Below are 20,836 nucleotides of genomic sequence, written 5' to 3' on the forward strand. Positions count from 1 at the left end.
ATGCAGACCTCATTGCAGGACGGTGACGGATGCCGCCAGCTTCGGGTAACTCACATAGACGAGGCAGCCGTTCGCGTAGACGAATCCCCCGTCGATATCGGGGGCGCCCGCATCGGGCAGTGCCAGGAATCCGGGGTAGCTCGCATCGTCCTCGAGCGCGCCCTGGGCGACCAGGTCCGCGCGCTTCTTCTGCCAGACGGCATCCGGAATGGCGACCTGTCCGGCGTGGAAGCCGGGGCTGCCGTCAGCGCTCTTCCAGGCACACCACGTACCACCGTTGGCAGCGGCCTCGGCCATCACGTCGGGCCAGGTCGAGGTCGGGTCGGGGACGAAACCCTCGGATGCCAGTTCCGACGTCTGCGCCTCGGTCAGGAAGGTGTCGCAGCCGGCCGCGGCGATCGGAGTCTCGGCGGTGGGCGATGGCTCGTCGCGAGGGGCGACCTGAGTGGCCTCCGGCGTCGGGGTGGCCGATGGGGAGGCATCAGTGAAGGTGGGTGTCGGGTTCGCTGATGCCGATGCGCTGCTCGCGCTTCCGGTCTGCGCCGTGCATCCGGCCAACATCGCCGTGACTGTGAGCGCGGCGGCGGTCAGTGCGGTGATGGCCAAGGGCCTGCGAGTCGACATGGCGCCATAGTAGGCAGCGCCGATGACCAATGGCAGGGGATCGGTGCGATCGTGGCACAAGCGCAATCGGCCGCCGCATCCGGAAATCACGCATGGTCAGGGGTTAGGACGCTCTTGAAGCTGAGAGTTGAGTGTATTCGACTCAACTTTGAGCAGCTCGGCTTGACACCATTTCGCCCCGGTGGAACACTTGAGTCATCAAGGCTCAAGTCTTGATGGACAGACTTCGGATCGCTCTCACGGGCCTGCCGAAGGGCAGGCCGCAAGGCCGAACCACAGGCCGCGGAACCATCGCGGCAGAAGGAGAAACATCACATGTCACGTGCAGTAGGTATCGACCTCGGAACCACCAACTCGGTCGTCAGCGTCCTCGAGGGCGGCGAGCCCAAGGTCATCGCGAACGCCGAGGGCTTCCGCACCACCCCGTCGGTGGTTGCGTACACGAAGGACGGCGAGGTGCTCGTCGGCGAGACCGCCAAGCGCCAGGCCGTGACCAACGTCGACCGCACCATCTCCAGCGTCAAGCGCCACATGGGCACCGACTGGAAGACCGACATCGACGGCAAGAAGTACACGGCGCAGGAGATCTCCTCGCGCATCCTCTCGAAGCTCAAGCGGGACGCAGAGCAGTACCTCGGTGACACCGTTACGGATGCCGTCATCACTGTTCCCGCCTACTTCAATGACGCCGAGCGCCAGGCCACGAAGGAGGCCGGCGAGATCGCGGGCCTCAACGTGCTCCGCATCATCAACGAGCCGACGGCCGCTGCTCTGGCCTACGGCCTGGATCGCGGCAAGGAGGACGAGCTCATCCTCGTCTTCGACCTCGGTGGTGGAACCTTCGACGTCTCCCTCCTCGAGGTGGGCAAGGACGACGACTTCTCGACCATCCAGGTGCGCTCGACCGCCGGTGACAACCGCCTCGGTGGAGACGACTGGGACCAGCGGATCGTCGACTGGCTGATCAAGCGCTTCAAGGACTCGACCGGTGTCGACGTCTCCAACGACAAGATCGCCAAGCAGCGCCTCAAGGAGGCGGCCGAGCAGGCGAAGAAGGAGCTCAGCTCCTCGATGAAGGCCAGCATCCAGCTGCCCTACCTGTCGCTCACCGAGAACGGCCCGGCCAACCTCGACGAGACGCTCACCCGCGCCGAGTTCGAGAACATGACCAGCGACCTGCTCGACCGCACGAAGAAGCCCTTCGAGGACGTCATCCGCGAGGCCGGCGTGAAGCTCGACGAGATCGCTCACGTCGTGCTCGTCGGCGGATCGACCCGCATGCCCGCAGTGTCCGAGCTCGTCAAGAAGGAGACCGGCCAGGAGCCCAACAAGGGCGTCAACCCCGATGAGGTCGTCGCCGTCGGCGCCGCCCTCCAGGCCGGCGTCCTCAAGGGCGAGCGCAAGGACGTGCTGCTCATCGACGTGACCCCGCTCAGCCTCGGCATCGAGACCAAGGGCGGCATCATGACCAAGCTCATCGAGCGCAACACGGCCATCCCCACCAAGCGCAGCGAGACCTTCACCACCGCAGACGACAACCAGCCGTCAGTGGCCATCCAGGTCTTCCAGGGCGAGCGCGAGTTCACCCGCGACAACAAGCCGCTCGGCACCTTCGAGCTCACCGGCATCGCGCCGGCCCCCCGCGGCGTTCCGCAGGTCGAGGTCACCTTCGACATCGACGCCAACGGCATCGTGCACGTGTCGGCGAAGGACAAGGGCACCGGTACCGAGCAGTCGATGACCATCACGGGCGGCTCGTCGCTGCCCAAGGAGGACATCGAGCGCATGGTCCGCGAGGCCGAGGAGAACGCCGCCGACGACAAGAAGCGTCGTGAGTCCGCCGAGACCCGCAACTCCGCCGAGCAGCTCGTCTACTCGATCGAGAAGCTCATCAAGGACAACGACGACAAGCTCCCCGAAGACGTCAAGTCCGAGGTCCAGGGCGATGTCGACGGTCTGAAGAGCGCCCTCGCCGGCGATGACGACGAGGCCGTGAAGACCGCGTTCGACAAGCTGAACGCGTCGCAGGGCAAGCTCGGCGAGGCGATCTACTCGCAGTCGCAGGCTGCTCCGGATGCCGCCCCCGCCGATGGCGCCGAGGAGCCCACCTCATCCGATGAGGATGTCGTGGACGCCGAGGTCGTCGACGACGAGGAGCAGAAGTAACCATGGCCGACGATCGGGACAACGAGAACACGGCTCCTGAGCCTGGGAACGACGGACCCGAGCAGCCCGAGACCGACGGGGCGTCCGCACAGGACGCCCCCGAGGCGGGACTGTCGGACGTCGAGGACGGCTTCGAAGGCCCTGACATCGAGACCAGCCTGTCGGATGCCGACCTGAGCTTCCTCTCGGGCCAGTCGTCCGCCGAGGAGCTCGCCCAGCAGCACCTCAACGACCTCAAGCGGGTCACCGCCGAGTACGCGAACTACCGCAAGCGCACCGACGCCAACCGCGAGGTCGAGCGCGAGCGGTCGATGGGCGAGGTCGTCAAGATCCTGCTCCCGGTGCTCGACGACCTCGACCGCGCCGAGAAGCACGGGGATCTCGACGGAGACTCGCCGTTCTCGACCATCGCGTCGAAGCTGCGCGCATCCGTCGAGAAACTCGGCCTCACTCCGTTCGGAACGGCCGGCGACCTGTTCGACCCGACCATCCACGAGGCGATCTTCCAGCAGCCGACCGACGAGGTCGAGACGGACACCGTCGCCGATGTCGTCGAGACCGGCTACTACCTGGGATCCTCCATGCTTCGCGCGGCCAAGGTCGTCGTGAAGGTTCCGGCCTAGGCCTCCCGAACCCCCAGAAGGGAGCCAGATGGCCAGCCAGGACTGGTTCGACAAGGACTTCTACAAAGTGCTCGGCGTCTCGAAGGATGTGACGCAGGCCGACCTCAAGAAGACCTACCGCAAGCTCGCCCGCAAGTACCACCCCGATTCAAACCCGGGGAACGCCGCGGCCGAGGCGAAGTTCAAGGAGATCAGCGAGGCCAACTCGGTGCTCTCCGACCCTGAGCAGCGCAAGGAGTACGACGCCGTGCGCGCGATGGGCGGCGGTGCCCGCTTCACAGCGGGCGGCGCCGGCGGTCAGGGTGGCTTCGAGGACGTCTTCGGGGGCATGTTCGGCGGCGGCGCTCGTGGCCAGCAGTCCAGCCAGCAGACGCAGTTCGACGACCTGCTCGGCGGCATGTTCGGCGGTCAGGGCGGCAGGTTCGGGCAGCCGAGCGGCGGATACCGCGGCTTCGGCGGCCCGACGCCTGGGCGCGACGTCTCGGCGTCGACGACCCTCGACTTCCAGACGGCGGTCACGGGCGAGACGATCACCCTGCAGACGTCGGCCGGGCGCGAGATCAAGGTCAAGATCCCGGCCGGAGTGTCCGATGGACAGAAGATCCGGCTCCGCGGCAAGGGCGAGCCGTCGCCCGACGGTGGCGCTGCCGGTGACCTCATCCTGACGGTCGCCGTACGCAAGCATCCCGTCTTCGAGCGCGACGGACTCAACCTGCGCGTGACGGTGCCGGTGACCTTCGTGGAGGCCGCCCTCGGCGCCACCATCGAGGTGCCGACACTGGGCGGCGAGACCGTCAAGCTGCGCGTGACTCCGGGAACCCCCGGCGGTCGCGTGCTGCGCGTCAAGGGTCGAGGGGTCGCCACGGCGAAGGGCACGGGCGACCTGCTCGCCGTCGTGCAGATCGCCGTGCCGTCGCATCTCTCCAAGGAGGCGCAGGAGGCGGTCGAGGCCCTCGCGGCAGCGCTGCCGGCCGAGAACCCCCGAGACGAGCTGCTGGCTCGCGCCCGCGGCTAGCTCACAGAACGTCAGGGAGGGTCTGCGGATGAACGAGCACAGCGCCATCTTCGGCATCTCGGTCGCGGCCGAGCTGGCCGGGATGCATCCGCAGACCCTTCGCCAGTACGACAGGCTCGGACTGGTCTCGCCGTCGCGCACCTCGGGCAAGTCCCGCCGCTACTCCATGCATGACGTGGTGCAGCTGCGCGAGGTCGCCCGGTTGAGCGCCGAGGGCGTGAGCCTCGAGGGCATCAAGCGCGTACTCGAGCTGGAGAACCAGGTGGTCACCCTCTCCAAGCGCGTGCATGAACTCGAGGCCGCACTCGCCGACGAGCTGCTGCAGCGCCCCGGCCGCCGCGTCTTCGCGGCGGGCTCCGAAGGCGACGTCATCTCGCTCAAGGCCGGCACCCGCGTGCGGCGTTCGACCCAGCTCGTGGTCTGGCGGCCGCTGGAGCACGAGTAGTCGGCTTTCCGCCCCGCTCGCGCAGCGACGCAGTCGCCGCCGAGGTGGAGGCAAACCGGGCGGAGCACAGGCGCTTCGCGGCGCTTCGCGTCGTTCCCGGCGCTCCCGTCGCTCCGCGGGCGGGTGCGTGGGCCCCAGCGAGGGGAACTACCCTTGGCACATGTTCGAGTTCGAGTCCCTCCGCCGGTACCCCGACGTCGAGGCGCCGAACCTGTTCGCCTCCGATGCCGCCGACAGGCTCATCATCGATGAGGCCGGGCCCGCGCTGCTCGATGCCGCCCCGGCATCCGTCGTCGTCATCGGCGACGACTACGGTGCCCTCACCCTGGGCGCTGCGGCCCTCTACGACGTCACAGGCATCCGTACCCACCAGGACGACCTGACCGGCGAGCTCGCCCTGGCGAACAACGCGGCGGCGGCAGACCTCAGCGACGTCTACAGCTCCCACGCGCTCGACGCCGAGCTGCTCGCCGGAGCCTCCATCGTGCTGCTGCGGCTTCCGCGCGGCCTCGACGCCCTCGACGAGATCGCCGAGGCCATAGCGCGCCATGCCGCCCCCGACGTGCGCGTCATCGCCGGCGGTCGCCTCAAGCACATGACGCCGACCCAGAACGAGGTGCTGCTGCGCCGCTTCGGCCGCGTCGACGTGAGCCTCGCCCGGCAGAAGTCCCGCGTGCTGCTCGCCACCGAGCCGCGACGGCCGGCCGCCGAGGCCGAGCCGAGCTGGCCCCGGCACAGCCACGACGAGGCCCTGGGCCTCGAGATCGTCGCCCACGCTGCGGCCTTCGCCGGGGCATCCGTCGACATGGGTGCCCGCATGCTGCTCGGGCATCTCGGGACGGCGGCTCCGGATGCCGGCACCGTCATCGACCTCGGATGCGGCACCGGCGTGCTCGGCACTGTCCTGGCGCTCCGCCGCCCCGGCCTCAGCGTGCTCGCCACCGACCAGTCGGCTGCTGCAGTGGCCTCGGCGCGGGAGACGGCGGAAGCCAACGGCGTCGGCGACAGGGTGACGGTCGTGCGCGACGACGGCCTCAGCCTGCAACCCGACGCCAGCGCCGAGTTCATCGTGCTCAACCCGCCGTTCCACATCGGCGCGACAGTGCACACGGGCACAGCCATGAAGCTCTTCGCCGACTCCGGCCGCGTTCTCGCGCCGGGCGGGGAGCTGTGGACCGTGTGGAACACCCACCTCGGCTACAGCTCGGCGCTCACCCGGCTCGTGGGCCCGACCCGTCAGGTGGGCCGGAACGACAAGTTCACCGTGACGGTGTCGACGCGCCTCGGCTAGGCCGATCGGGCCGGGCCGTCCCTCCCACGAGCCCCGAACGGCCAGTGCGAGTGAAGCCCACGGCGGCGTCCGCGGCCGAGGTGCCACCACCGTCGCGGCCGAGGCGCCAGAGCTCGCGCACGGTCCAGCCGAGCAGCACGACGAGCAGCAGGTTGCGCACGCCGAGCACAGTCGCCGCTCCCGGATCCAGGTCGATGAGCTGCAGGTAGAACAGCGGGAACACCAGGGTCGTGGCCACGGCGATGGCCGTGAGGAGTACCGTCGGCACCCGCCACGCCCGACCGAGCTGTGCGATGCCGACCACCACGATCGGTGCGAGCCACAGCATGTACTGCGGTGATCCGACCTTGTCGAACACGATGAATGCTGTCGCGAGGGCCAGCGCACCCGTCAGGAACAGACGCATGTCTGCGTCGGATGCCCCGCGACGACGATGCGCCCACCCGATGAGCACGGCGATCACCGCGACGGCCGCCAGCATGACGCCGGTTCCGTTCTCCATGATCCAGATGTCGCCTGGGCCGCTCACCTCGCGGGTCTCGAGCGCCCAGTCCTGATAGACCTCGGCGCCGGGAACGTGGGCTATCGCCATCCACAGCCACGGGGTGCCGAGTACGGACTCCAACTGCAGGTGACGGCTGCCCTGGGTGGTGAGGAAGCTCGCGACATGCCAGAGGCCACCGGCGGCGACGGCGATGGCGAGGATGCTGAGGGAGGTGAGCCCCGCCGAGATCGCGATGATCCGACGGCGCCCTGACGCGATGAGCGCAGCGAGGAGCACGGCGGCGGGCCAGACCTTGATCCAGGCTGCCGCGGCGAGGAGGGCCGACGCGAGGCGGGGTCGGGTTCCGAGCAGCACGAGGGCGACGATGACCATGGGGCCGGTGAAGCCCTCGAGTCGCAGCAGGGCGACCGGGCTCAGGATCAGCAGGATGGCGAGCCACCACCACGCCGCCGGGTACGCGCTGCGCCGGCGGCCGGCATCCGTCAGCACCCAGAGCGAGATGCCGTTGGCGGCCGTCAGCAGCAGGAACCAGACCAGCTGGTACGCCGCCGCCCCGAAGACGGCCGGCAGCACGACGGGGAGCAGGGCGCCGACGGGATAGACCCAGTCGGCGTCGACGCCGACCCAGACGCCGTGGTCGAGGGCATGCATGGCCCACTCCCTGTAGAGCGGCAGGTCGCCGTCCACGGCACCCGCGAGCATCAGCGGCAGCAGCCAGGCCAGGAAGGCGAGATGCAGGGCCACGAACGCGACGACCAGGGCGCGGCGGGAACGCAGGGTACGTGTCGTGATCGCGCGCCAGCGGATGCCGCGAACCGACCGGAGCGAGGTCAGGGGGCGCGAAGTGGTGACGGGCACGTCGGCACGTTAGTACCCGACTCTGAGCCTTCGTTGAACGTCGGCTGAGATCAGGGCGCGGCCTTCTCCGGATTCGCGGCCGCCTCCTCCGGACCGGGCTGCGGTGCGCGGATGAGGAAGGGCGGTTGGCGGGTGACCATGAGCCACGCCGGCAGGATGACGATGCAGAGGATCGGCAGCACCGTCGGGTCGCCGACGATGATCGCCGCGAGGAACAGGGCCAGCCAGCCGTCGCGCGCTATCACGAGGACGAACCCGAGTACGCCGCAGGCCACGGCGAGGCTCGTCGGTACGGCGGGCACGATGGCGTGGGCGACGAGGCCGATGGCGACGCCGATGAACGCCGAGGGGAAGATGCGCCCGCCCCGGAACCCGGCGGAGGCCGCGATCAGGAGGGCGGCGATCTTCACGAGGGCGACGAGGGTGAGCTGCCAGACCGTCATCGAGTCGGCGTCCTGCGCCAGCTCGCCCATCTGGGTGAGGCCCTTGAACAGGGTCACCTCGCCGCCGATGACACCGAGGATGCCGAGGATCGCACCCGCGACGGTCAGTGGGATCACCGGGTTCCTCAGGAGGTGGAAGACCCTGTGCAGCAGCGGGTACACGTGCACCGCGCCGAGTCCGAGCAGCACCGCGACGACCGTGACGACCACACCGCTCAGGATGTCGCCGGCCTCGGGTGCACCGAGCGGCGGAAGGGCGATGGCGAACTGCGGTTCGCCCAGCAGCAGCATGGTGATCGAACCAGTGCCGGCCGCGACGAGGGGGAGGAACAGTCGGTCCCAGAGGGCCCCTCCGCCCTTCGCCATTCCCACCATGCCGGTGAGGATGAGGGCGGCGCCCACCGGAGTGCCGAAGAGTGCTCCCATCGTTCCGCTCGCCGCGAGCATCACGGCGAGCATCGTCGGCACCTTCGGGAACAGGCGCGCCATCAGTGCGACGACGAGCGCGGTGTTGATGGCGATGATCGGGTTCTCCGGGCCGAGACTCACCCCGCCGGCCAGGCCGATGATCGTCACGAGGAGGAGCCCGGGCAGCGTGCGCAGTCCGAGCGGAGTGGACACCAGTTCGGTGGTGGCCGGATCGGGTCCGGCGTGGCCGGGCATGAGCCAGACGATCAGCCCGACGACGAGACCCGTGAGCGTCAGGACGCCGAAGGTCCACCAGCCGGTCGTGTCGTCGACGCCGAGTCCCGTCGGCAGGGTCGTCCACACGACGTCCTCGAGCGCATCCGCCACCCGCGAGACCGCGAACAGGATCACCGCGGTCAGGACCCCGATGGCGATGGCCGGGAGCGAGAGGATCAACGTCGTCCGCAGCGGAGGAGCGCCTGCCGGTGGAGTGCTCGGATCCGTCATCGTGCCTCGTTCCGTGGTCGGCGCCTTGTCACACCGTATTGACCATCGGACGGCACTGCAATGGATCGGCACCGAGTGAGATGCGACGGCGCCCGGATCGTGCAACGCTGGGCTGATGCCCGAGACTCTCGAACGTGCGCAGACCCACCTGGAGGGGGACGTTCGGGCTGCCATCGATGTTCCCTGGGTGACCATCGTCTGGAACGACCCCGTCAATCTCATGAACTACGTGGCGTTCGTGTTCCGCAGCTACTTCGGCTACTCCGCGCCCGAGGCCGACAGGCTGATGCTGCTCGTGCACAACGAGGGCCGCGCCATCGTGGCCGTCGGCAATCGCGAGCAGATGGAACGGCACGTCGCGGCCATGCACGGATACGGGCTGCAGGCATCCGTCGCCAGGGAGGACTCATGACGAGCGTGCAGGTGACCGATGCCGGCCGCATACGGATCGACTTCGAGCCCGACGAGGCATCGATGCTCGCCGACCTCGCCGGTCAGATCGCCGAACTCATCACCGACGCCCCGCACGACAGCGCGTTCACCAGGCTGTTCCCACCCGCGTACCGCGACGACTCGGCGGCGGCGGCCGAGTTCGAGCGCTTCGAGCGAGCGGGACTGGCTGAGGGCAAGGTGAACGCGGCCCGCACGGTGCACGCTGCGGCATCCGTCGGCGAACTCGATCCCGGCGAGATCGTCGAGGTCGAACTCGATGACGACGACATCTGGCCCTGGCTCACGCACCTCACCGACGTGCGCAGCGTGCTCGCCGACAGGCTCGGCATCGAGGACGACGACAGCGAGATCGAGCCCGACGACGAGCTGCTCACCCTGCTCCCGCTCTACGACTGGCTGGGCTGGCTGCAGGGCGCGATCATCGCGGCGCTGGAGTCACTGCACGAGGCCGCGGCCACGCCCGACACACAAGACTGAGCCGGGAGGGGCCGGCGCGTTAGGGTGATTCCTGCTGCATGAAGGGGGTTTCGATGCTGGTCGATTACGGACAGTTGTCGTTGGTACAGCAGGTGGTCGAGCGACAGGGTGCCGTGCACGCTGCCGGGATGGTGCGTTACGTGCGCGCGGAGTGCGAGATCGCGCCGTTCGATCTGGGGCTGCTGTTGGTGGCCCTGTATCCGCTCAACCAAGTCGTGGTCGAGGTCGGGGCGCAGGTGTTCACCGGCCTCGAGGCGTTGACGGATGCCGTCGCCCGCACCCTCACCGCCACCATGGACGAGTACGCCGATGCAGACAGGGCCGCGGCCGAGGCTGTCGCCGCGCTGATGCAGGCGCTCGGTGCCTCCGCACCGCCCTACAGGGATCCGACGGCGAACCTGCCGGCGCTCGGCGCCGCCCAGGGCTCTGCCCCGTCGAGTTACGGCGAGGGCGAGGGGAACATCCTCAGCCAGGCCGCCGACGAGGGCGGCGACCTGCGCGAGTACCTCGAGGATCGCGCGAACCGCGCAGGCGACAGGCTCTCCAGCATCACCGGCTCCGGCTCCGGCGTCGTCGAACGCGTCGATGTGTCCTCCTATCTCGTGCCGCCCGTCGGCGCGACAAGCGAGATCGAGGAGATGCGCTGGTCGTGCGGCGTGATCATCGGCGGCATCGACTGGGTCTTCGAGAAGATCTTCGGGTTCAGCTTCATAGCCGAGGTGATCATGAAGCCGTTCCGCGGCGACTGGGAGGCCATCGATCGGGCTTCCATCGCGTGGGGCCACCTCGCCGACGCGAACCGCGAGATGGCCGGCAACTTCTCCGGTCTCGTCGACGGCACCAGGTTCTGGGAAGGTGAAGCCGGGGATGCCTACAGGAATGCGATGGCCGCGCTGAGCGCAGCGTTGCTCGGCCTGGCCACAGCCTGCGAGTCGGCGTCGTCGATGGTCGGCATGGTCGGAACCGTGTCGAAGCTGGCCGCGGCGACGATCGGCTTCGCCATCAATCAGATCTCCATCAAGCTGCTGAGGATCGCAGCGGAGGCCGCCATCCCAGTCGCCGGCTGGATCGCCGCTGCCGCCGAGATCGCCGTGACCGTCTACCAGATCGTCGGCATCCTCCGGATGATCTATGCGGTCGTCGACGCCATCTTCGATGCGATCTACGACGCCGTCGCGGCCAGGGAGGCTCTCGTCGATGTCGCACTCATCGTGGAGGACCTCGTGGCTTACTACGTGCGTGCAGGAGCGAAGGCGGTGACGGCATGACCGGCGACGCCTACGCCGACGTCACGGCACGGATGCAGACCAGGATCGACATGATCACCGGCGCGCTCGCCGAGCTTCAGCGTCAGGCGGCTGACACGCGGCCCGACAGCGACGACCGCGACGCCGAACGTGCGCGGGCCGCGAGGAGCGGGGAGCTCGGTCCGCACTGGCGCGCAGTGCAGCAGCGCATCGACCTGGGTCAGACGACCCTCGCCGACGTGATGAGCGGTGCCGACGACTCGACCGCGGCGAGAGCCCTGCGGACGAGCACCCGGCAGGGGCTGGATGCAGCTGTGGAACGCGAACGCGACCTCGCTGCCGAGGAGGAGCGCGAGAGCGTTTTCGACGAGGCCGCAGCACTGCAGGGGCGCATCGCGTCGCGCAGCGCGGACGTCCGTCGGCTGCTCCAGGAGAGGGGTCTCGCATGAGCGCGGGAGAACTGCGGGTCGAGTTCGACGCCGTCGCGGCGACGGCCACGCGCCTCGCCGATGCGAGTTCCGGCATCCGGGAGGAGCTCGCGGCACTCGACGGCCGGGTCGCGGGGCTACGTGCGATCTGGACGGGTGAGGCACAGGAGGCCTACCTGCGCGCCCAGGCCGACTGGAACGGGCAGATGGCAGAGCTCACCACTCTTCTCGCCGACGCGGCGGCCGAGCTGTCCGCGGCGGAGCGGCGTTATCAGCACGCCGAGCACGCGAACGCCTCTCGGTGGCGGCCGTGATCGGCCTCCCCGCGCGCATCATGCAGGTCTCAGGCTCGGCTGACCGTGCCTTCGCGACGGCCGAGGCCGCTTTGCTCCGCCACCACTGGACGGTCAGGAAGCGTGTCACCGACGTGTCGGCCCTTTACGAGTGCGGCAGTTCGATCGGCCGGCTCACGAGTGGTTCCGGGCTCGACGTGCTGCCCGGCGCCCTGGGCCGCTTCTTCTCCCACGACTACGCGACGCTCTCGGTGAGCGACGGAGGGGATCCAGGCACGAGCGTCGTGACCATGGCGGTCTCGCGCGGCTCGTCGCAGAGCGCGGAGTTCCCCGCCGCCCTGTCCGATCTGATCGCGAGCTTCACCGAGGCTGGAGTGCTCATCTCTGCCGGATCCGACATCCCGGCGCGTACCCTCCCGGCCGACTCGTTCTGCTCCCCCGCCAACATCGCCAGGCTGCTGGCGGACTGATCAGGCGACGCGCGTGATGTCCCCGAGCTTCCAGCGGCGGTCGAAGTACGGCTCGAGCGGACCGTAGAAACGGAAGTAGGAGAACCAGTGCCGCCCCGGTATGGTCTGCACCCAGTTCGACTCACCGGCATCCGGAGCGGTCGGACCGAAGTGGAGGTCGACCGAGCCGTCGCCGTTGTAGGTCAGGTCGGCGTCGCGTGACCCGCGATCTCCGCGCTGCTGCTCGTTGTCGATGAGGCACCGGGTGGCGACGTCGTAGACGGTGGCCGACCAGAACAGCTTGGCCGGGACGGCGGCCGGAACGTGCAGGGTGTACCGCGCTCCACCATCGAGCCAGTCGCCCGCCGCATCGGTGTAGGAACCGAGGTACGCCTGGCCGACGCCGGGGGTCTGGCTCTTCATGGCCTCCGAAAAGCTGACGGCCTCGTAGAACCAGGCAGCGCGCTCGAGGAGCTCGTCGTAGCCGTCGCCTCTCTGGGCGGGGTTCTCGAGCATGATCGCCGTGTCCCACGCTCGGTCGGGCCAGACTCGGGAACCCGCGAAGCGCTTGGCGAAGGCGTTCGCCTGTGCCATGAGCTCGCCGGCGGCGGATGCGCGCTCGAGAATGCGCACCAGGCGATCGTCCGGCGCGAACGGCTTGCCTTTCTCGATGCCGAGCTGCTTGAGCATCGCGAGGAAGAACCTGTCGCGCTCGTCGACGACCTCGGTCTGATAGATCCCGTGCAGCCGCTCCCAGTATTCGAGGCCGCGCGGCTGGTCGCCCGACCACTCCCGGCCGTCGGGCGAGACGATGCGGGTCGGCGCGGGATTCGCCCGCTCCGCATAGGGGTAGATGCGGACCCCGGCGACCAGGGCCGCAGCCGTTTCGGGATCGGGGTCGAGCGTGCGGAACCCGAAGAAGATGTTCACGCCGCTGGACTCGAGCACCCGGTACCCGGTGTCGTCAGGAGCGGCTGTGCCCGGCGGGACGATCAGGTATCTGCCGCCTTCGCCGTGATCCGGCCCCATCTCTCCCATGGCGCCGATCTCGCGTTGCCAGAAGTCCGAGACCCCTCCAGCCGTCGGGCCGGCCGGCAGCTCGATCACGAGGGGGCCGGATGCCGCCAGGTCGAAGAAATTGAGGATGTACGGTGTCGTGGCGTTCGCCGTGATGATGCCGAGCCGATCGCGGTAGCTGACGTAACGCACGAGGTCGCTGCCGGTGGCGCCGAAGACGTCGTAGTGGACGTGCTTCCACTGGGCGTAGGAGACCAGCGGAAGCGCCCAGAGGTACGTCTGGCAGGCCTGCTGGAAGTCGAGCTCGTCGAAGATCGTGGGGAGGTCCTGTCGACGTGGCACATCCCCGTCGAGCCGGACTCCGGCCAGGGCTGTCGGGCTGTCGTCAGGGTTGGGCGGAGTGCTCGTCATGGGCGCCAGCCTAGGCCGAGCCGTTGACGGATCCTCAGCCCTCGCGGCGCGTCAGCACGAAGACCGGGATGATCCTGTCGGTCTTGGTCTGGTAGTTCGCGTAGTCGGGCCAGGCGGCCACGGAGCGCTCCCACCAGGCCGCGTACTCGTCGCCGGTGATCTCCCGGGCGTCGTAGTCGTGCTTCTCGGCGCCGTCCTGCAGCTCGACGTGCGGGTCGGCCTTGAGGTTGAAGTACCAGACGGGGTGCTTGGGGGCGCCACCGAGCGAAGCGACGACGGCGTACTCGCCGTCGTGCTCGACGCGCATCAGCGGCGTCTTGCGGAGCTTCCCCGACTTGGCTCCCCGGCTCGTGAGCACGATGATCGGCTTGCCGCGCATGGTGTTGGCCTCGGCCCCGCCTGACGCCTCGAACGCCTCGACCTGCTTGCGCGCGTACTCGGCGCTCCCGTGCTCGTATTCGCCTTCCAGCGGCATTCGTCGTCTCCTGTTCGTTGAACGTGCGTCATCTCCACCCTCCCACGTCCGCCAGCCGCATCCGCCTGTTCGGTACTGTCGACAGTGTTCGCAGCGTCGACAGGGGAACCATGCAGAAGCCGCTAGCCGGTCTCAACCGCCGAAACGTCGTGCGCGAACTCACGGCCGGCGTCACGCTGCTGGCCATCGCCATCCCGCTGAACATCGGCTACGCCCAGATCGCCGGCCTGCCGCCGACGGCCGGCCTCTACGCCCTGGTGCTGCCGGCCGTCGTCTACGCGCTGACGGTGTCATCACGCCAGCTCGTCGCGTCTCCGGATGCCGCTGCCGCCGCCCTCGTGGCCTCGTCGATCGGCGGCCTCGCCGTGGCCGGCAGCGCCGACTACCTGACGCTGGCCCTCGCCCAGGCGATCCTCTGCGGGCTGATGTTCCTGGCCCTCGCCTTCTTCAAGCTGGGTTTCCTCGCGAACTTCCTGTCGAAGCCGATTCTCGTCGGGTTCGTCGGCGGTCTTGCCCTCGACATCCTGGTCAGCCAGGTCGCCAAGATGCTCGGCGTGAAGATCGACTCGGGTGGCGAATTCGTCGACAAGGTCGCCGGACTCCTCGGAGGGCTCGACACCGTGAACGGATGGTCGCTGCTCATCTCGCTCGCCGCGCTCGCCGTGCTCATCCTGGGCAAGCGATTCGCGCGGGCGGTGCCGTGGGCGCTGGTCGTGCTGATCGTCGCCACCGTCGTCGTCGTCATCGCCGACCTCGACAAGGCCGGGGTCTCGGTGCTCGGCGAGGTGCAGGCAGGCCCACCGACTCTCACCTGGCCGGTCATCGACTGGAGCACGTGGCTCGTGCTCGTGCCCTCGGCCATCGCCCTCACCTTGGTGACGACGGCAGAGGGACTGCTGGTCTCCCGCTCCTACGGTGAGAAGCGCCACTACGACACCAGCCCCAATCGCGACCTGTTCGCCTTCGGCCTCGGCAACATCGCGGCGGGTGCCTCGGGCGGCTTCTCGGTCGGCTCGTCCACGTCGCGCACGGCGGCCATGGACCAGGCCGGCTCCCGCACCCAACTGCCGTCGCTCGTGATGGCCGTCGGAACCTTGTTGCTGCTCATATTCGGCACCGCTCTGCTCGCGGACATCCCGTCACCCGCGATCGGCGCCATCGTCGCCTTCGCCGTCGTGCCCCTGCTCGGCATCCGCGATTTCGTCGGGCTCTGGAAGGTGGATCGGTTCGAGTTCGCCATCGGCGCCGTGTGCTTCCTCGTGACCCTGTTCATCGGCTCGATCCCCGGCATCGTCGTGGCCTTCGTGCTCGCCCTCATCAATCTCGCCAAGCGCGCAGCCAATCCGGCCATCGACGTGCTCGCCGCCGACGACAACGCGACGGACTCGCTGCTCGATCGAGCGCCGACCGGCGCCGTCACGGCCCCGGGAGTGATCGTCGTGCGGCTCGCCGCTCCCCTCTTCTTCGCGAACGGTTCGGTCTTCAGCGACGCCGTGAAGCGCGCCATCACGGCGGCGCCGGCCGGTGCGGTGCATCACCTCGTGGTGGACATGGAGGCTGTGACCGACGTCGACGTCACCGGCGCGGAGGCCTTCGCCTCACTGCGGGAGTGGCTCGCGGCCCAACACGTGGAACTCGCCTTCAGCCGCATGCGTCCCGACGCGCGCGAGCGCCTGGTGAGGCTCGCCATCCTGGAGCAGGAGCCCGTCTTCGCGACCAACCGGGCGGCCATCGCCGCCCTCTCCGACACCGTGCACTAGCGTCGGAGAGGAGGGGTGGCGCTCGCCGAACCCTCCGACCCGATGGAGGCAACGCATGGGTAGTGTCATCGGCGACATCCTTCCGCTCGCCCTGGGCGTCGCGATCAGTCCGATCCCCATCATCGCGGCCATCCTCATGCTGCTCTCGCCGAAGGCGAAGGGCACGAGCATCGGCTTCCTGCTCGGCTGGGTGCTCGGCATCATCGTGGCCGTCGTGGTGTTCGAGCTGCTCTCCTCGATCATTCCCGCCAGCGATCCGGATGCGGCCAAGCCCGTCGCCGGAGTCATCAAGATCGTGCTCGGCCTGGGCCTGCTGTTCCTGGCCTGGCGTCAGTGGAGCTCACGGCCTCGGGCCGGTGTCGAACCCGCCCTTCCAGCCTGGATGGGCGCGATCGACACCATGACCACGGTGCGCGGCTTCATCCTCGGCTTCGTGCTCGCGGCGGTGAACCCGAAGAACCTGCTCATGGCGGCCGGTGCCGGTGTCATCATCGGAACAGCAGGCCTCGAGCTCGGCTCGATCGTCGTCGTGACGGTGATCTTCGTGATCATCGCGGCCATCTCGGTCGCGCTGCCGGTGATCGCGTACCTCCTCGCGGCTGACAGGATGGCCGCTCCCCTCGAGTCGCTGCGGACGTGGCTCGTGCACAATAACGCCACGGTGATGTCGGTGCTGCTGCTGGTGCTTGGCGTCGTGTTGATCGGCAAGGGAATCGGCAGCTTCTAACGCCCCGCCGAGCAGAGAAAGTCCTGATCGAGGCCTGATTGACGGTTCCCTCGTGGAATAGAACGCGCCGCGATAAAGTTGATATAAGCAGACTCAACTTAAGGATTGGACTGCCATGGCGAACATGCAGGGCGCGCCGAGCTCCCAGGAGGAGCAGAAGTCGGCGCTGGAACAGTACGGCATCGATCTCACGGCCATCGCGGCCGCGGGCAAGCTCGACCCCGTCATCGGACGGGATGCCGAGATCCGTCGCGTCAGCCAGGTGCTGACCCGGCGCACCAAGAACAACCCCGTGCTCATCGGCGAGCCCGGGGTCGGCAAGACCGCCGTCGTCGAGGGCCTCGCCCAGCGCATCGTCGCCGGCGACGTGGCCGAGTCGCTGAAGAACAAGCGCCTGGTCTCGCTCGACATCTCGGCCCTCGTGGCCGGCGCGATGTACCGCGGCCAGTTCGAGGAGCGGTTGAAGGCCGTGCTCAAGGAGATCAACGACGCCGACGGGCAGATCATCACCTTCGTCGACGAACTGCACCTGCTCATGGGAGCCGGCGGTGGCGAAGGGTCGGTCGCGGCCTCCAACATGCTGAAGCCCATGCTGGCGCGCGGTGAACTGCGCCTCATCGGAGCCACCACCCTCAACGAGTACCGCGAGTACATCGAGAAGGACGCCGCCCTCGAGCGCCGCTTCCAGCAGGTTTACGTGGGCGAGCCGTCGGTGGAGGACACCGTGGCGATCCTGCGCGGACTGAAGGGACGCTACGAGGCCCACCACGGAGTCACCATCACGGATGCCGCCCTCGTCGCCGCGGCATCCCTCAGCAATCGCTACATCTCGGCCCGTCAGCTGCCGGACAAGGCGATCGACCTCGTCGACGAGGCCATGAGCCGGCTCAAGATGGAGATCGACTCCTCGCCCGTCGTGATCGACCAGCTCAAGCGCTCCGTCGACCGCATGCGCATCGAGGAGCTCGCCCTCAAGAAGGAGAAGGACGACGCCTCGAAGGCACGACTCGCCAAGCTGCGGGCCGAGCTCGTCGAGAAGGAGCGCGAGCTTCTCGGCCTGGAGGAGCGCTGGGCTCGGGAGCGGGCATCCCTCAACCGCGTCGGCGACCTGAAGAAGCAGCTCGACGAGGCCCACACGGCCCGCGATCGCGCGATGCGCGAGGCCAACTACGCCGAGGCTTCGCGTCTGGAGTACACGACCATCAAGGAGCTCCAGGAGCACCTCCTCGCGGCCGAACAGGCCGAGGACGCGCCGGCCGAGGGACGCATGGTCAACGAGCAGGTGAGCGAGGAGGACATCGCCGCCGTGATTGCGGCGTGGACCGGCATCCCCGTCGGCCGTCTGCTCCAAGGTGAGACCGAGAAGCTGCTGCATCTGGAATCCGAACTGGGTCGGCGTCTCATCGGCCAGAAGCGGGCGGTGGCCGCCGTGGCTGATGCCGTCCGCCGTTCGCGTGCCGGCATCAGCGACCCCAACAGGCCGACCGGCTCCTTCCTCTTCCTCGGCCCGACCGGCGTGGGGAAGACGGAGCTCGCCAAGGCCCTGGCCGACTTCCTGTTCGACGACGAGCGCGCCATGGTGCGCATCGACATGTCGGAGTACGGCGAGAAACACAGCGTCTCGCGGCTCGTCGGCGCTCCTCCCGGCTACATCGGCTACGAGCAGGGCGGACAGCTGACCGAGGCCGTGCGCCGCCGGCCGTACTCGGTGATCCTGCTCGACGAGGTCGAGAAGGCGCATCCGGAGGTCTTCGACATCCTCCTCCAGGTGCTCGACGACGGACGCCTCACCGACGGCCAGGGCCGCACGGTCGACTTCCGCAACACCATCCTCGTGCTCACCTCGAACCTCGGATCGCAGATCCTGGTCGACCCCTCCCTCGAGTGGCCGGACAAGGAGCGCGCAGTGCAGCAGCTGGTGCGGCAGGCGTTCAAGCCCGAGTTCGTGAACCGCCTCGACGACATCGTGGTGTTCTCGGCCCTGTCGGAGGACGAGCTGGCCGAGATCGTGAACCTCTACATCGACAGGCTGTCGACACGTCTCGGCGACCGTCGCCTGCAGCTGGGGGTGACTCCGGATGCCCGAGCCTGGCTGGCCGAGCGGGGCTACGATCCCATCTACGGCGCGCGGCCGCTGCGCAGGCTCATGCAGCACGAGATCGACGACAGGCTGGCCAGGGCGCTGCTCGGCGGCGTGATCCGCGACGGCGACTCCGTCATCGTCGGGCTCTCCGACGACGGGGAATCGCTGACGGTGGCTCGCGCCGACGGGTAGCAACCGCATCCGTGCGCTCTCCGTCCGGGTCCAGGCCTTGGCGGAGGCGCGCGGGTCACTCGGTCGCGGGCTGCGGCTCCGTGATGCCGTTCGCGCTCGCCGGGATCCGACGTTCGAGGGCGACCGCCATCACGCCGATGCCGAGGCAGCACACGACCATGACGGCGATGAAGACCGCGTACAGGCCGTTGCCGAGCAGGACACCGGCGGCGATGGGACCGACGATCGCCCCGCCCTGGAAAGCGGCGGAGTTGATGGCGTTGTAGCGCCCGCGATTGTGGTCTGAAGCGAGGTCGTTGTAGATCGCCGGCACCGTCGGCTGCAGCAGGGTCTCGCCGAAGGCGAAGATCCCCATGAAGGCGATCACCCCGATCGCGGCGGCGATGGTGTCGGGCAGGAGCCCCGTCGACCCGAGCACCAGCCACGAGGTTGCCCACACCAGCGCCATGATGCACATCACCCGGGTGCGCCTCCTGCCCGAGATCCAGCGCAGCACGGCGAACTGGAACAGCACGATCACGAGAGTGTTGACGGCGAAGGCGAAGCCGACAGTGCGGGTGGAGACCTCGGACACCTGCCGGGCGAACGCGGGGAACCCGGCCTCCATCTGGCCGTAGCCCACGAACATCGCGATGAAGGTCAGCAGGCTCACCCAGATCACGGCCGGCCGGCGGATGATCTCCCTGTAGCCTCCCGTCGGCGGGGCATCGTCCGTCGGCACGGCCTGTGTGCGCACGTGCCGCAGCGGGCCGAGCAGCAGGCCCATGGGGATCAGGCAGGTCGCGGCGTCGACCAGGAAGATGAGCGTGAAGGTCTCCGGGGCATTCACGTTGACGTAGAACCCGCCGATGATGCCGCCGATCCCGATTCCGAGATTGACCAGGGCGAAGTTGACTCCGAAGTACTGCTGCCGGAGATCCCCCGTCACCACGCTCGCAATGAGCGCGTTGAGCCCCGGCCAGGAGACGCCGAAGTTGATCCCGATGAGCACGAGCCCGACGGCCGCGACGGCGGGTACAGTCGCGAAGGCGAGCAGGGAGCATCCGGCGATCATGGCGGCCAGTCCCGCGATGAGGATGCGGCGGGCGCCGTAGCGGTCGATGAGGCTGCCGCCGGGTCCGGTTACGACGAGTCCGACCACGGCGATGATGCCCATGAGAGTGCCGGAGAGGGCGAGGTCGAATCCCCGCACCTCGTGCAGGTAGATGATCGTGAACGGCAGGGTCAGTCCGCGGCCGAGCGTCTGCACGGCCACGGTGGAGAGCAGCCACCGGCCCTCGGTCGACAGGGCGCGCCAGAAGCCTCGGATCCCGTCCATGCTGCAATGCTCTCGCATGCCGCCGACATCGGGCGGGCCGCCCGCCGGAGACCGTGGAGCGGCCGCCTGATCGGCGATTCTGCCTCTCGCGCTGGAGGAGTCGTTGACGCTATCGTCTGAAGAAGTCGAATGGAGCTCACCATGACCGAGAACGTTGGCGCAACGTCCACCGCCGTATCGAAGCCGGCCCGGGGGTTGAGGGTCATCGGGCTTCTGGCGATCATCGGCGGCACTCTCTTCCTGCTCGTGGGCATCATCGCCTGGTTCGCCGTCTCGGCGCAGCTGAGCGCCGAGAAGATCACGGTCTCCGATGACGCGCCGATCCTGGCCGGTGCGCCCGTCAACGGGCCGATCACGGCCTACGTGCAGGCGAACATCATCAACACCCACGCACTCGATGCGAGCGGTGGCAAGACCTACGCCGAGCTTCCCCAGGACGACCCCGTGCGGAACACCGTGATGACGGCGTCGTTCCTGCGCGCGTCGTTGTTCACCTCCGTGGTCGCCTTCGGCGTCTCCCTGTTCGCTGCGGCGGTCGGCGTTCTGTTCATCCTGACCGGCTGGGCGATCCGCCGACTCGCCCTGACGTCGGCGCTCGCACCCCGGGCTCCGTAGGCGGCA

General features: G+C 68.5%; 21 protein-coding genes. 15 read left to right on the forward strand and 6 right to left on the reverse strand.

Annotation, left to right across the window (positions count from 1 at the left end; genetic code table 11):
- Positions 1–9: 9 nt before the first annotated feature.
- Positions 10–624, reverse strand: a complete 615-nt coding sequence (locus ASF30_RS20115; RefSeq protein WP_157497546.1) for a hypothetical protein — start codon at positions 622–624, stop codon at positions 10–12.
- A 315-nt stretch (positions 625–939) separates the two neighbouring features.
- Here ASF30_RS20115 and dnaK point away from each other — a divergent pair, with 315 nt between their 5' ends.
- The 5 genes from dnaK to ASF30_RS20140 all read left to right on the forward strand — a co-directional run bounded on the left by dnaK (position 940) and on the right by ASF30_RS20140 (position 6,164).
- Positions 940–2,790, forward strand: coding sequence for a molecular chaperone DnaK (gene dnaK, locus ASF30_RS20120; protein WP_055910925.1), 1,851 nt, complete (start codon positions 940–942; stop codon positions 2,788–2,790).
- A gap of 2 nt (positions 2,791–2,792) precedes the next feature.
- A complete protein-coding gene (locus tag ASF30_RS20125; RefSeq protein ID WP_055910927.1) occupies positions 2,793–3,413 on the forward strand; it encodes a nucleotide exchange factor GrpE in 621 nt (206 codons plus the stop codon).
- A 28-nt stretch (positions 3,414–3,441) separates the two neighbouring features.
- Positions 3,442–4,428, forward strand: coding sequence for a DnaJ C-terminal domain-containing protein (locus ASF30_RS20130; protein WP_055910929.1), 987 nt, complete (start codon positions 3,442–3,444; stop codon positions 4,426–4,428).
- Positions 4,429–4,456: 28 nt separating this feature from the next.
- Positions 4,457–4,873 carry a heat shock protein transcriptional repressor HspR gene (locus ASF30_RS20135; protein WP_055910931.1) on the forward strand — a complete coding sequence of 139 codons (417 nt, stop codon included), beginning with the start codon at positions 4,457–4,459 and terminating at the stop codon, positions 4,871–4,873.
- Between the two features lie 160 nt (positions 4,874–5,033).
- Positions 5,034–6,164: a class I SAM-dependent methyltransferase gene (locus ASF30_RS20140; protein WP_055910933.1), complete on the forward strand. Its 1,131-nt coding sequence runs from the start codon at positions 5,034–5,036 to the stop codon at positions 6,162–6,164.
- On the opposite strand, the gene ASF30_RS20145 is transcribed toward ASF30_RS20140, so the two are convergent.
- Both ASF30_RS20145 and ASF30_RS20150 read right to left on the reverse strand, forming a co-directional pair.
- On the reverse strand, positions 6,133–7,527 hold the full coding sequence (locus ASF30_RS20145) for a glycosyltransferase 87 family protein (protein WP_055910935.1): 1,395 nt from the start codon (positions 7,525–7,527) through the stop codon (positions 6,133–6,135). The two genes, ASF30_RS20140 and ASF30_RS20145, sit on opposite strands and share 32 nt — an antisense overlap.
- 50 nt (positions 7,528–7,577) lie before the next feature.
- On the reverse strand, positions 7,578–8,885 hold the full coding sequence (locus ASF30_RS20150; RefSeq protein ID WP_055910936.1) for an ion channel protein: 1,308 nt from the start codon (positions 8,883–8,885) through the stop codon (positions 7,578–7,580).
- Positions 8,886–9,000: 115 nt separating this feature from the next.
- On the opposite strand from ASF30_RS20150, the gene clpS reads away from it, so the two are divergent.
- The 6 genes from clpS to ASF30_RS20180 are packed head-to-tail and all read left to right on the forward strand — an operon-like array spanning position 9,001 to position 12,253.
- Positions 9,001–9,297: an ATP-dependent Clp protease adapter ClpS gene (gene clpS / locus ASF30_RS20155; RefSeq protein ID WP_055910938.1), complete on the forward strand. Its 297-nt coding sequence runs from the start codon at positions 9,001–9,003 to the stop codon at positions 9,295–9,297.
- The gene (locus ASF30_RS20160; RefSeq protein WP_055910940.1) at positions 9,294–9,815 is read left to right on the forward strand and encodes a DUF2017 family protein; all 522 of its coding nucleotides are present in this window, start codon (positions 9,294–9,296) and stop codon (positions 9,813–9,815) included. Before clpS ends, ASF30_RS20160 begins: the two co-directional genes overlap by 4 nt.
- A 53-nt stretch (positions 9,816–9,868) precedes the next feature.
- Positions 9,869–11,083 (forward strand): hypothetical protein, encoded by a 1,215-nt coding sequence (locus tag ASF30_RS20165; protein WP_055910941.1) that lies wholly within the window; start codon positions 9,869–9,871, stop codon positions 11,081–11,083.
- Positions 11,080–11,511 carry a hypothetical protein gene (locus ASF30_RS20170; RefSeq protein ID WP_055910943.1) on the forward strand — a complete coding sequence of 144 codons (432 nt, stop codon included), beginning with the start codon at positions 11,080–11,082 and terminating at the stop codon, positions 11,509–11,511. The genes ASF30_RS20165 and ASF30_RS20170 overlap by 4 nt, the downstream gene beginning before the upstream one ends.
- Positions 11,508–11,804 (forward strand): WXG100 family type VII secretion target, encoded by a 297-nt coding sequence (locus tag ASF30_RS20175; protein ID WP_055910945.1) that lies wholly within the window; start codon positions 11,508–11,510, stop codon positions 11,802–11,804. Before ASF30_RS20170 ends, ASF30_RS20175 begins: the two co-directional genes overlap by 4 nt.
- Positions 11,801–12,253 carry a hypothetical protein gene (locus ASF30_RS20180; protein ID WP_147430615.1) on the forward strand — a complete coding sequence of 151 codons (453 nt, stop codon included), beginning with the start codon at positions 11,801–11,803 and terminating at the stop codon, positions 12,251–12,253. The genes ASF30_RS20175 and ASF30_RS20180 overlap by 4 nt, the downstream gene beginning before the upstream one ends.
- On the opposite strand, the gene ASF30_RS20185 is transcribed toward ASF30_RS20180, so the two are convergent.
- Entirely contained in the window at positions 12,254–13,660 is a 1,407-nt protein-coding gene (locus ASF30_RS20185; protein ID WP_055910949.1) for a DUF1254 domain-containing protein, read from the reverse strand.
- Positions 13,661–13,694: 34 nt separating this feature from the next.
- The gene (locus ASF30_RS20190) at positions 13,695–14,135 is read right to left on the reverse strand and encodes a nitroreductase family deazaflavin-dependent oxidoreductase (RefSeq protein ID WP_055910951.1); all 441 of its coding nucleotides are present in this window, start codon (positions 14,133–14,135) and stop codon (positions 13,695–13,697) included.
- 110 nt (positions 14,136–14,245) lie between these two features.
- On the opposite strand from ASF30_RS20190, the gene ASF30_RS20195 reads away from it, so the two are divergent.
- From ASF30_RS20195 to ASF30_RS20205, 3 genes are all read left to right on the forward strand, one after another.
- The gene (locus ASF30_RS20195) at positions 14,246–15,895 is read left to right on the forward strand and encodes a SulP family inorganic anion transporter (protein ID WP_055911117.1); all 1,650 of its coding nucleotides are present in this window, start codon (positions 14,246–14,248) and stop codon (positions 15,893–15,895) included.
- Positions 15,896–15,950: 55 nt separating this feature from the next.
- Complete coding sequence (locus ASF30_RS20200; RefSeq protein WP_055910953.1) at positions 15,951–16,622, forward strand: GAP family protein; 672 nt, start codon at positions 15,951–15,953, stop codon at positions 16,620–16,622.
- A gap of 115 nt (positions 16,623–16,737) precedes the next feature.
- Positions 16,738–18,897, forward strand: coding sequence for an ATP-dependent Clp protease ATP-binding subunit (locus tag ASF30_RS20205; protein WP_082468174.1), 2,160 nt, complete (start codon positions 16,738–16,740; stop codon positions 18,895–18,897).
- Between the two features lie 55 nt (positions 18,898–18,952).
- Here the strand turns inward: ASF30_RS20205 and ASF30_RS20210 are convergent, their stop codons facing one another.
- Positions 18,953–20,215, reverse strand: coding sequence for an MFS transporter (locus tag ASF30_RS20210; RefSeq protein ID WP_235480419.1), 1,263 nt, complete (start codon positions 20,213–20,215; stop codon positions 18,953–18,955).
- Between the two features lie 141 nt (positions 20,216–20,356).
- Here ASF30_RS20210 and ASF30_RS20215 point away from each other — a divergent pair, with 141 nt between their 5' ends.
- Entirely contained in the window at positions 20,357–20,830 is a 474-nt protein-coding gene (locus ASF30_RS20215) for a hypothetical protein (protein ID WP_055911119.1), read from the forward strand.
- The last annotated feature ends 6 nt before the right edge of the window (positions 20,831–20,836 follow it).

Source organism: Leifsonia sp. Leaf264, from assembly GCF_001422325.1.
Lineage (GTDB): Bacteria > Actinomycetota > Actinomycetes > Actinomycetales > Microbacteriaceae > Orlajensenia.